Below are 11,117 nucleotides of genomic sequence, written 5' to 3'. Positions count from 1 at the left end.
ATGCTGCTGGCCGATCCGACGTCATCGGGGACAAGTCCCCTTCTACCGGGTGGCGCATGCCTCGGTAGGACCGGACTTGTCCGGGAAGGCGTCGGCGCAAATACCGGGCTGGGGCAGGCTAAATGGTGCTGGCCGATCCGACGTCATCGGGGACAAGTCCCCTCCTACCGGGTGGTGCATGACTCGGTAGGACCGGACTTGTCCGGGAAGGCGTCGGCGCAAACACTGGGCTGGGGCAGGCTAAATGCTGCTGGCCGATCCGACGTCATCGGGGACAAGTCCGGCGCTACCGGATCGCTTTAAACCAGGTAATGCTTGAGTTCCCGAGCGATCACCAGGCGCTGGATTTCGCTCGATCCTTCATAAATCTGGGTAATCCGTGCATCCCGGTAGTAGCGCTCTACCGGGTAGTCTTCCAGATAGCCGTATCCGCCGTGAATCTGGATTGCCTTGGAGCAGACCCATTCGGCCATCTCCGAGGCGAACAGCTTGGCCTGGGAAGCTTCTGACAGGCACGGTTTGCCTGCGCTGCGCAGTCGCGCGGCATGGAGGATCAACAAGCGCGTGGCGTTGATGCGGGTGTGCATGTCGGCGAGCATGTTGGACACGCTCTGGTGCTCGATGATCGGCTTGTCGAACTGCACCCGTTCCCGAGCATATTCCAGCGCAGCTTCAAACGCGGCGCGGGCAATCCCCAAGGCCTGGGCGGCGATACCGATGCGTCCGCCTTCCAGATTCGACAACGCGATGGCCAGGCCCTTGCCGCGTTCGCCGAGCAGATTGGCGGCCGGGATTCGGCAGTCGTTCAGCGTCACAGCGCAGGTATCGGAGGCACGAATGCCCATCTTGTGTTCGGTGCGATCCACCACAAAACCGGGCGTGTCGGTGGGCACCAGAAACGCTGACAAGCCTTTCTTGCCCAGCTCTGGATCGGTCACGGCGAAGACGATAGCCAGTTGTGCGCGCTTGCCGTTACTGACGAACTGCTTGGCGCCGTTGAGAATCCACTGGCCGTCGCGCAATTCGGCGCGGGTGCGCAGGTTATGGGCTTCGGACCCGGCATGAGGTTCGGTCAAACAGAAGCAACCAATGGCGCGACCGCTGGCCAGCTTCGCCAGCCAGGTGTGTTTCTGTTCTTCGCTGCCGTAATTGAGGACCGGGCCGCAGCCCACCGAACTGTGCACGCTCATCAAGGTGCCGGTGGCCGCATCGGCCGCAGAGATTTCCTCAACAGCCAGGGCGTAAGCCACGTAATCGATATAGGTGCCGCCCCATTCTTCCGGGACCACCATACCCAGCAGGCCGAGGTCGCCCAGTTTGCTGACCAGCGCGTCGTCGATCCAGCCGGCCTTTTCCCAGGCTTGGGCATGGGGCGCGATTTCATTGCGGGCAAAGTCCCGCGCCATGTCGCGGATCATGACTTGTTCTTCACTCAGTTCAATATCGTGCATGACTCAGTTCTCCTGGCCGTTGAAGAATCCGTGTACCTGCTCGGCGTTCAAGGCCTGCACGCTGGGTGGATTCCATTGTGGCTTCTTGTCTTTATCAATGATCAGGGCGCGGACGCCTTCGATGAGATCGCCCCGTTCAAACCATTGGCGATCCAGGTGCAATTCCATGGCAAAGCATTTTTCCAGGGACAGATGCCGGCCGCGACGCAGCATTTCCAGGGTCACGGCCATGGCCAGCGGCGAGCGAGTCTCCATCAGCGTTGCCGTGGTCAAGGCCCAAGGGTGGCAGTCGGCGACGGTTACTTCGCGCAATTGTTCGATGATGCTCGGGATATCCGGCAGGGCAAAGAAATGGTCGATGGCCGGACGCAGCTTCTCCAGCGGCGGATCAGCCAGCAGCTGGCTCGCCAGCCCGGCCATGATGCCTTGCAGATCCTTGAGCGCGCTGGTGTGCCACGGCATCTGGTCGAGCTGTTGATCAAGTTCCGTGAGCGCATCGCTGGGCAGATACCAGTCGGCCAGGCCGCAATACAAGGCGTCGGCGGCAGCGATTTGTACGCCAGTGACGCCCAGGTAAGTGCCCAGTGCGCCAGGGATTCGCGACAGGAAATGACTGCCGCCCACATCCGGGAAATAACCGATGGCCACTTCCGGCATGCCCAGCCGGCTGCGTTCAGTCACCACCCGCAGATCAGCGCCTTGCACCAAACCCATGCCGCCGCCCAGGACGAAGCCGTCCATCAGCGCCAGCACCGGTTTGGGGTAATGGTGAAGGGTCAGATCCAGCGCGTACTCCTCTACGAAGAAGTCCTGATGCAACGTCTCACCGCTTTTAAAACTGTCATACAGCGAGCGAATGTCGCCACCGGCACAGAACGCCTTGTCACCGGCGCCACGCAGGACCACGGCGTACACCGCATCGTCTTCGGCCCAGCTGTCGAGCTGACGTTGCAGGCCGCGCACCATGTTCAGGTCAATGGCGTTAAGGCCGGCCGGGCGATTGAGGGTCAGATGCCCGATATGGTTGCGGACCTCGGCCAGCACGGTGTCCTGGGGGAAATCCTGCGGCTCAGGTACGCCAGTTACAACCTGTACAGTCATCTGCAAACTCCCTGTTCATTGTTGTTTTGGGTTCATATTTTAGGGCGGGCGGTCTGAGTAAGGACCGCCGATGCTACCAGTGCAAATTTGCCAAGCACAATCGGCATTCCTGCAAAACGCCAAGGCATTCATGCATGGGCCGACAGCGCGTGTCAGTCTTCGGTGCCCGGATCGGGTGGAATTTCACCATCCCGGCTGGTATCGATGCTGACCACCACCGACATGCCCGGGCGCAGATGTTCGGCAAGCGGCTGATTGGGCTCGACGATGATGCGCACCGGAATCCGCTGGGCAATCTTGACGAAGTTACCCGTGGCATTGTCCGCCGGCAGCAGGCTGAACTCCGAGCCGGTGGCGGGGGCGATACGTTGCACGCGACCGTTCATCTTCTGGTGATTCAGCGCATCGACACTGAACGTCACCGGCTGACCGAGACGTACGTCGGCCATCTGGGTTTCCTTCATATTGGCAATGATCCACAGCCGGTTCGGCACCAGTGCCATCAATTGCGCGCCGGAGTTCACGTAGGCACCCAGGCGCACGCCGATCTGCCCAAGCTGCCCGTCCCGAGGCGCGAGAATGCGTGTGTTGGTCAGGTCAATACGGGCCAGTTCAATGGCGGCTTCGGCATTGGCCACCGAAGCTTCCAACGAACCGCGATTGACGATCACGGTTTGCAAGTCTTCCCGGGCGATCTCCAGCACGGCTCTGGCCTCGGCGGTGGCGGCGGTCGCTTGAGCGTCGGCGGCCCGGGCAACATCCAGTTCGCTTTTCGATATGGAACCGTCGGTCACTAACGCCTGGCTGCGGCGCAAATCCGCCGAGGCCTTGCGCCCTTGCGCGATGCTGCTTTCCAAGGCTGCCTTGCGTTGCACGATAGTCGCTTCTGCGCTGCGGCGCTGTTGCAGATTATTGGCGAGTGCAGCTTTCTGGATGCCCAGTTGCGCCACGGCCTGATCCAGATGCTGGCGATAGATTCGGTCATCGAGCCGCACCAGCAAGTCGCCCTGCTTGACGAACTGGAAGTCCTGGACCGGCACTTCGTAGACGTAACCGCTCAACTGCGGGCCGATGATCGTGGTTTGCCCGCGCACCAGCGCGTTTTCGGTGCTTTCTATCGGACTGCCGAACGGCGGCAGTTGCCAGGCGTACAGCACAATCAGAATGCCGATCAGGGCAACGCTGCCGAAAATCACCGAGGAGACGATTCGGGTGCGCAATGAGCGTGGCTGGCTGGTCGCGGGTGCCGGCGCTGGAGGAGGTGGTGCGGAAGACGCGGGGGCCGGGTTGGCTGGCGTCGGCGTGGTCGGTTCGGTCATGAAGAGGTGGCGCCACTGGAAGTTACGGAAGTCGAAGCCACCGGCGCGGGAGACGCAGGTGTAATCGGTTGAGTCGTCATTTTCAGCCAGATCCCGCGTATCGAGATCCAGATCATGGTCAACACGGCAATCACGGCGATGAGCATGAACACGTCGTTATAGGCCAGTACGTTGGCTTCCCGGGTGGCGGCGGTCGCAATAGCGCGAATGCCTTGATTGGTGCGCGCCGAAGGATCGGCGATAGCGCCAGCATAGCTGGCGCCGGAGCTTTGCAAGCGTGCCTGCACCTGTGGATTGATCAGGGTCAGATGCTCCACGAGGATGCTTGAGTGAAATTTCTCCCGCACGATCTGGAAAGTGCCCAGCGCCGCCGAGCCGATCAGGCCGCCAATGTTCTGGGTGATCCCGAACAACACGGAAAAACTCACCATGTTGCGCGGGTTGGCAATGACCCCGCTGACCCCCAGGACCAAGGTCGGCCCAAGGAAAAACGTCCCCCCAAACGCCAGCAGGAACTGGCTGAGGTACATGTTCGATTGACGGGTCAGGTTGGTCGCGCCGCTGTCCATCCACGCGCCGGTCGCCATCATCGCCAGAGAAATGATCAGCGGCGTGAACAGATGCGCTGGATTGATCGTCCAGGCACTGACCGCCAGGCCCGCGACGCTGCCGAGCAACATCACCGCATAGAGGGTGTGCAACTGTTCGGAGCCCATGTTCAAGGCTTGAAGAAAACCTACCGCGCCGATGGATTGTTCCGACAGCACCACGCGAAACAGGATCACCGCCAGCGCCAGGCGCAGGATCTTGCCGCTGCCCAGCCAGCGGGTGATCAGCAACGGATTGCGCCGATTATGCTCGATGGCCAATCCCGCCATGATCAGCGCAATGGAGGCCGCTGTCGCAACGCCGATCCAGGTTTGCTCCAGCCACCAGTCGATGCGCCCCAGCGACAGCACCGCGCAGAGCAAGGCGAAGCCGGAGGAGAGCAGGCCAAAAGTCAGGAAGTCGAGTTTTTCAAACGCCTTGAAGCGATCACCCGGCGGTAACTTCAGAAGCAGGACGCAGCCCAGGGAAAGCAGGGCCATGCCCAGTTCAAACAGGTACAAGCCACGCCACTCGGCAATCTGCAGCAGATCTTCCGAGACCAGCCGCGCCATCGGTACTGCCAGCTGCGCCGTTCCCAGCCCAAGCACCAGGGCTTTCAAGCGCCATTTGGTCGGGAACGCCTGGATCATGTAATACAGGCCCAACGTGGACAGCGCTGCGCCGACCATGCCGTGCGCGGCCCTCACGGCAATCGCCGAGTTGATGTCATTGACGAACAGATGGCCGAATGTCACCAAGGCATACAGCACCAGGAACACTTCGGTGAAGGCCCGCAGACCGAATTGCTGACGAAACTTCACCAGCAGCAGGTTCATCGACACATTGGTCATGACGTACGCAGCGGGCAGCCAGGCAATCTCGGCCGTCGTTGCAGCGAGTGAGCCTTGGAGATAGGGAAGGTTGGCAACCACCAGGGCGTTACCCAGGCCGCCGGTCAGCGCAACAATGATGCCTACCAGCGCAAATGCCCAGCGCTTGCCGGTCGAATGCAGCGGCGTGGACGGCGAACCCGGCAGGGTAGGGCGCTCATGGGGCTCCCAGTCACGGGGCGCATACTTATTGCTCATGAATCGGCACAGCCTTGTGGGTGGTGAGCGCGCAGCAAACAGGTTGATACCGTCTTGACCCTGAATACATCCCGTACAGACTGTGTGAAAACTACTGCGCTCGGCAATACTGCGTTAAAAACAGGCGGAAAATGCTCATTTAGAACACCTAGACTCCGCTTTTCCGGCTGTTTTTGCCTTGTCTTGCCTTCGCTCGTGACGTTTTCACACAGTCTGCGTAGGACCTGCTTTAGCCGGGAGGAGGCCGGTACATTTTCAGCAGTTGCGTCGTCAGACCCTGCGCCCTCCCGGCTAAAGCCGGTCCTACGGATCCTGTGTGCAAGTCGGCACCTACAATAAGCCCGTCGAAAGGGGAAAGTATTCAAGTGATTGTGTGTTCCGATCCACAGTGCTGGTAAACGTTCCCTTTGGGCCGCGTCCCCGTTCGGATATACGGTTTGAACATTCCGCGCTCGTCGCACCTCAAACTCCCTGCCGCCGCTCATAAAGAAACATCAAGAAACGCTCTACGCCGCATTACCTGAACACACAGGTCGCGGCCACGCCGGAGATGAACACCAATGATCAGTCCCTCACGCGAGCCACGCCAAACCCCTGTCGCCAACGAACTGCTCAAACGCTATCAAAGCGTACGCAGCCGCACGCAAATTCTGGCGGCGCCGCTCAGTGCCGAAGACATGGTGGTGCAGTCGATGCCGGACGCCAGCCCGGCCAAATGGCACATGGCGCACACGACCTGGTTTTTCGAAACCTTCCTGCTCAGCGAGAACCTCCCAGGGTATGCGGCGTTCGATCCGACGTTCGCCTATCTCTTCAATTCCTATTACGAAGCCGTCGGCCCGCGCCACCCGCGCCCGCAGCGGGGGTTGATGACCCGGCCCGGCATCGATCAAGTGCTGGCTTATCGCAATTATGTCGATCAGCACATGAACAGGCTGCTGCAAAGCCCCTTGCCGGAAGCACTCGACAGCCTGATCGAACTGGGCCTGGCCCATGAAGAGCAACATCAGGAATTGCTGTTGATGGACATCCTGCACCTGTTCAGCACCTCGTCACTCAAGCCGGCCTACGATTCTGGCTGGCCCAAGGATGCTGCCGGGCGGCGCGGTCAATACAAGCCGCTCAAGGGCGGTCTGACCGAAATCGGCCATCAGGGCACGCAATTCGCCTTCGATAACGAAGGCCCGCGCCACACCACGTACCTGCAATCGTTCGAAATCAGCGATCGTCTGGTCACAAATGGCGAATGGCTGGCGTTCATGAAGGCGGGCGGCTACAGCCAGGCAGGCCTGTGGCTGTCGGAAGGCTGGACCGTGGTGCAGGAAAACGCCTGGAACGCGCCGCTCTATTGGCAGCACGACGAAACCCACGGCTGGCGGCGCATGAGTTTGCGCGGTCTGGAAACCATCGAACGTGATGCGCCGGTGACGCATATCAGCTACTACGAAGCTGCCGCCTACGCCCATTGGGCCGATGCGCGTTTGCCCACCGAGGCCGAATGGGAAGCTGCGGCGATAGCGGGGCTGCTGGAGCAAGTCGATGATGTCGCCTGGCAGTGGACGCAAAGTGCCTACAGCGCTTATCCCGGATTCCGTCCGGCAGCCAGCGCGGTGGGGGAATACAACGGCAAGTTCATGATCAGCCAGATGGTCTTGCGCGGCGGCGCCAGCGTCACTTCGCCCAATCATTCCCGGGCCACGTATCGCAACTTCTTTCATCCGGAAAAGCGCTGGGTCGTTTCCGGTCTGCGCCTGGCCCGTGACAGTCGCCAGCCGGGAGTGGTCAATCCCCATGACAGCGAATTTGCCCGCGACGTTATTGCCGGGCTGTCCTCGCCCGCAAAAAACCTCTCGCCGAAGTATTTCTACGATGCTGCCGGTTCAGAGTTGTTCGAAGCCATTTGCCATACCGCCGAATATTATCCGACTCGCGCTGAAACCCGTCTGTTGACCGACGTGGCTGCACAAGTGGCCGCGTCGATTCCCCAAGGCGCGGCATTGGTGGAGTTTGGCAGCGGCGCCAGCGAGAAAACCTGTTTGCTGCTGGACGCTGCGCCACACATCGCGGTCTATGTGCCGATTGATATCAGCGCCAATGCCCTGAACAAGGCGGCGCACCAGCTTCAAGCGAAATACCCGCACCTGACCGTGGCGCCGCAAATCGATGACTTCACCCGCGCCATGAAACTGCCCCGTGCTGCGGACGGCCTGACCCGGGTCGGTTTCTTCCCTGGTTCGACCATCGGCAACTTCACCCCGGAGCAATCGGTGAAATTCCTGCGTGCGGCGAAGACGTTGCTGGGGGAAAACGCCCATTTCATCGTCGGTGTCGATCTGGTCAAGGACGCTGCCACGCTGGTCGCGGCCTATGACGACGCGCAAGGTGTCACCGCGCGTTTCAACAAGAACCTGCTGACCCGCATCAATCGCGAGCTGGATGGCACGTTCCGGGTTGACGCGTTCGATCATCTGGCCGCCTGGAATGCTCAGGAGCAGCGCATGGAAATGCATCTGGTCAGCCGCGTCGAGCAAACCGCGACAGTTGCCGGCCAGGCCTTCCACTTCAACCCCGGCGAACGCTTGCACACGGAAAACTCCCACAAGTTCACCGTCGAGGCATTCACCGCCCTGGCCGAGCAAGCGGGCTGGACCGTGAGCGAACAATGGATCAGCGAGGCACCGCAAGTGGCGTTGTTCAACCTGAAGGCGTGAGGTAAACGGGCAAACAAAAGCCGGCGTGATTAAGCGCCGGCTTTTTATGCACAGGCTTGTGCTTAGAAGATGTGCATGAACACCCAATACAACGAGCCCGACAACAGGATCGCTGCGGGCAGCGTCAGCACCCAGGCCATCGCCAGGTTACGCAAGGTACGCAGTTGCAGGCCCGAGCCATTGGCGACCATGGAACCCGCCACGCCGGACGACAGCACGTGGGTCGTCGAAACCGGGAGCCCGTACATGTCGGCCGCGCCAATGGTGAACATGGCGACGATTTCCGCCGAGGCGCCCTGGGCGTAGGTCATGTGGGTCTTGCCGATTTTTTCGCCGACGGTGATGACGATGCGCCGCCAGCCCACCAGGGTTCCCAGGCCAAGGGCGATGGCCACGGCGATTTTCACCCAGGTTGGAATGAAGCGGGTGGCGCTGTCGATCTGGTCCTTGAACAGCTTGAGCTTGTCCTGAGTATCGGTATCGAAACTGCCGACCTTGTTTTTCTCCATCAGGCGGATGGTTTCCGACGTCAGGTACATGTCGTTGCGCACGTTGGCCACTGCTTCGGCGGGCACGGCTGACAGCGAGCCGTAGCTCTTGACCTGAATGCCGATCTTGCCAGCCATGACCGCCAGCGCCGGGATCAGCTCGGGCGTGGCTTGTTTGCTGACCAGGTAGGCCGACAAGGTCTGGCGCGGATCAGCCGGAGCAGGGGCGGGGACGCTGCGGCTCAAGGCTTGCTGAGTCACTTCGGCGACAGCAGCGAATTGAATCGACTGGTCAGCGGGCATGGTGCGGTTCAGGGCATAAGCCATCGGCAGGGTGCCGACCAGAATCAGCATGATCAGGCCCATGCCTTTCTGTCCGTCATTGGAACCGTGGGCGAATGACACGCCGGTGCAGGTGATGATCAGCATGCCGCGAATCCACCATGGTGGTGGCGAATTGCCCTTTGGCGCTTTGTACAGCGCCCGATTCTTGATGAACAGGCGCATGGCGAGCAGCAACAATGCCGCGCAGCCAAAGCCGACCAGCGGCGAGAGCAGCAGCGAGTAGCCGATCTTGGTCGCCTGGGACCAATCCACGCCACTGGTGCCGTCGCGGCCGTGCATCAAGGCATTGGCCACACCGACCCCGATGATCGAGCCGATCAACGTGTGCGAGGAAGAAGCCGGCAAGCCCAGCCACCAAGTGCCGAGGTTCCAGATGATGGCCGCGATCAGCAGGGCGAAGATCATCGCGAAACCGGCGCTGGAGCCGACTTGCAGGATCAATTCCACCGGCAGCAGCGCAATGATGCCGAACGCCACTGCACCGCTGGAAAACAGCACACCGAGAAAGTTGAACAACCCTGACCAGGCCACCGCGAAGTTTGGCGGCAAGGAATGGGTATAGATCACCGTGGCCACCGCGTTGGCGGTGTCATGGAAACCGTTGACGAACTCAAACCCAAGCGCAATCACCAGCGCCACGCCGAGCAGCAGGAACGGGGTCCAGGTGGTGACCACCGTGCCCATGTCATCCACGTCTTGTTTCAGGCTGTAGGCGGTGAACAACAGGCCCATGGCGAGGATGAGGAAGAACAGCCCCATCGTGAGTTTGCCGGGCTTGCGGGAGAACTGCGGTCGTGAATCGTCGGCGTGTCTGATTGAGTCCGGGGCCAGTGTGCTGGAAACCATGGTGCGCAATCCTGTGGGAAAGGGATGGCACCCATGTTCATTACAAAATGTTACAGCGTTGCGACACAAGTCAACGATGTGACAATTAGTCCGGCTTTTCAGATGTCCGGTGTGGAAACTCGGCTTTGTGGGACCGGGTTTCGCGTTGGCGTTCTACGCCTGATCCCGATTCTTGCGAAACGCCCAGCGCCCGGCGATCAGCGTAAAAGTCGCCACCAGCGCGACCAGCACCCAGAAACCCTCGGGATCGGAAGCCAGTGGAATGCCCCCGACGTTCATGCCGAAGAAACCGGCGACGATGTTGATCGGCAGCGCCAGCACCGTGACCACGGTCAGGGTGAACAGGGTGCGGCTGCTTTGTTCGTTGAGGTTGGCGGCGATTTCTTCCTGTAACAGCTTGATGCGTTCACCCAGTGCCGTCAGGTCGCTGATCACCAGCGCTGACTCTTCGGTGGATTGCCGCAGCTCTTGCACATCGTCTTCCTGCAACCAGTACGGCGGCCGATGCAGCAGACGCATCAATGAGCCGGGCTCCAGCGCCAGCAGCCGCTGCAGACGGACCAATACCCGGCGCATGGCACCCAGTTCCGAACGGTTATTGCTCAGACGTTGCGACAGCAACTGATCTTCGATCTTGTCCACGCTGACGCTGGTCTTGCGCAGAAACTGAGTCAGCACTTCGCCCTGATCGCGCAGCAAATGCGCCAGCAACTCCACGGGCGAGCGAAACTGTTCGCCACGTTTGACTGACGAACGCAGCTTGTCTACCGAACGCAACGGCAATTGTCGCGCGGTGATCAGCAGTTGTCGGTGGGTGCAGACCCACAGGGTGGAGATGTCCGTGGACACCAGATTGAAGTCGAACACCACGTCGTTGACCACCGCCAGCAGGGCTGAGTCCACATGCTCAATGCGTGTCGAGCGCGAACCTTCGTGCAGCGCCTCGAAGAATTCTTCCGGCAACTCCAGGTGGGTTTTCATCCAGCGCTCGCAACCGGCATGCGCCAGATTCAGGTGCAGCCAGAGAAATTCTTCCGGGTCTTCGGGCGTGCGCAGGCAACTCAAGGCGGCGGTCGAGCCGATTTCCTCACCGACGCCACCGGGACGAAAACGAAAACCATAGAGCAGGCCGAACAGGTCGGAATCCTGGTTTTTTTGCACAATGCTCTGGCTCATGGTT

General features: G+C 60.5%; 7 protein-coding genes. 1 reads left to right on the top strand and 6 read right to left on the bottom strand.

Features of this window, described 5'->3' with window-relative positions:
* Positions 1 to 299 precede the first annotated feature (299 nt).
* The 4 genes from AABC73_RS19940 to AABC73_RS19925 form a co-directional block, all read right to left on the bottom strand.
* The gene (locus AABC73_RS19940; RefSeq protein WP_341520632.1) at positions 300 to 1,451 is read right to left on the bottom strand and encodes an acyl-CoA dehydrogenase family protein; all 1,152 of its coding nucleotides are present in this window, start codon (positions 1,449 to 1,451) and stop codon (positions 300 to 302) included.
* Positions 1,452 to 1,454: 3 nt separating this feature from the next.
* Complete coding sequence (locus tag AABC73_RS19935; protein WP_341520631.1) at positions 1,455 to 2,552, bottom strand: enoyl-CoA hydratase/isomerase family protein; 1,098 nt, start codon at positions 2,550 to 2,552, stop codon at positions 1,455 to 1,457.
* A 152-nt stretch (positions 2,553 to 2,704) separates the two neighbouring features.
* Positions 2,705 to 3,871 carry an HlyD family secretion protein gene (locus AABC73_RS19930; RefSeq protein WP_341520630.1) on the bottom strand — a complete coding sequence of 389 codons (1,167 nt, stop codon included), beginning with the start codon at positions 3,869 to 3,871 and terminating at the stop codon, positions 2,705 to 2,707.
* On the bottom strand, positions 3,868 to 5,547 hold the full coding sequence (locus AABC73_RS19925) for an MFS transporter (protein ID WP_341520629.1): 1,680 nt from the start codon (positions 5,545 to 5,547) through the stop codon (positions 3,868 to 3,870). Before AABC73_RS19925 ends, AABC73_RS19930 begins: the two co-directional genes overlap by 4 nt.
* A 560-nt stretch (positions 5,548 to 6,107) precedes the next feature.
* On the opposite strand from AABC73_RS19925, the gene egtB reads away from it, so the two are divergent.
* Positions 6,108 to 8,258: an ergothioneine biosynthesis protein EgtB gene (egtB, locus tag AABC73_RS19920; protein WP_341520628.1), complete on the top strand. Its 2,151-nt coding sequence runs from the start codon at positions 6,108 to 6,110 to the stop codon at positions 8,256 to 8,258.
* A 62-nt stretch (positions 8,259 to 8,320) separates the two neighbouring features.
* Here the strand turns inward: egtB and AABC73_RS19915 are convergent, their stop codons facing one another.
* Both AABC73_RS19915 and AABC73_RS19910 read right to left on the bottom strand, forming a co-directional pair.
* Positions 8,321 to 9,937 (bottom strand): inorganic phosphate transporter, encoded by a 1,617-nt coding sequence (locus tag AABC73_RS19915; RefSeq protein ID WP_341520627.1) that lies wholly within the window; start codon positions 9,935 to 9,937, stop codon positions 8,321 to 8,323.
* Positions 9,938 to 10,090: 153 nt separating this feature from the next.
* Positions 10,091 to 11,113: a transporter gene (locus tag AABC73_RS19910; RefSeq protein WP_331151998.1), complete on the bottom strand. Its 1,023-nt coding sequence runs from the start codon at positions 11,111 to 11,113 to the stop codon at positions 10,091 to 10,093.
* Positions 11,114 to 11,117 lie beyond the last annotated feature (4 nt).

Origin of the sequence: Pseudomonas sp. G.S.17, from assembly GCF_038096165.1 — a bacterium.
GTDB lineage: Bacteria > Pseudomonadota > Gammaproteobacteria > Pseudomonadales > Pseudomonadaceae > Aquipseudomonas.
This window is presented reverse-complemented; position numbering and strand designations above follow the sequence as displayed.

Excerpts from the sequence above, each read along its gene's own strand:
- AABC73_RS19940 (WP_341520632.1), bottom strand. The coding sequence starts at position 1,451 with ATGCACGATATTGAACTGAGTGAAGAACAAGTCATGATCCGCGACATG.
- AABC73_RS19935 (WP_341520631.1), bottom strand. The coding sequence starts at position 2,552 with ATGACTGTACAGGTTGTAACTGGCGTACCTGAGCCGCAGGATTTCCCC.
- AABC73_RS19930 (WP_341520630.1), bottom strand. The coding sequence starts at position 3,871 with ATGACCGAACCGACCACGCCGACGCCAGCCAACCCGGCCCCCGCGTCT.
- AABC73_RS19925 (WP_341520629.1), bottom strand. The coding sequence starts at position 5,547 with ATGAGCAATAAGTATGCGCCCCGTGACTGGGAGCCCCATGAGCGCCCT.
- egtB (WP_341520628.1), top strand. The coding sequence starts at position 6,108 with ATGATCAGTCCCTCACGCGAGCCACGCCAAACCCCTGTCGCCAACGAA.
- AABC73_RS19915 (WP_341520627.1), bottom strand. The coding sequence starts at position 9,937 with ATGGTTTCCAGCACACTGGCCCCGGACTCAATCAGACACGCCGACGAT.
- AABC73_RS19910 (WP_331151998.1), bottom strand. The coding sequence starts at position 11,113 with ATGAGCCAGAGCATTGTGCAAAAAAACCAGGATTCCGACCTGTTCGGC.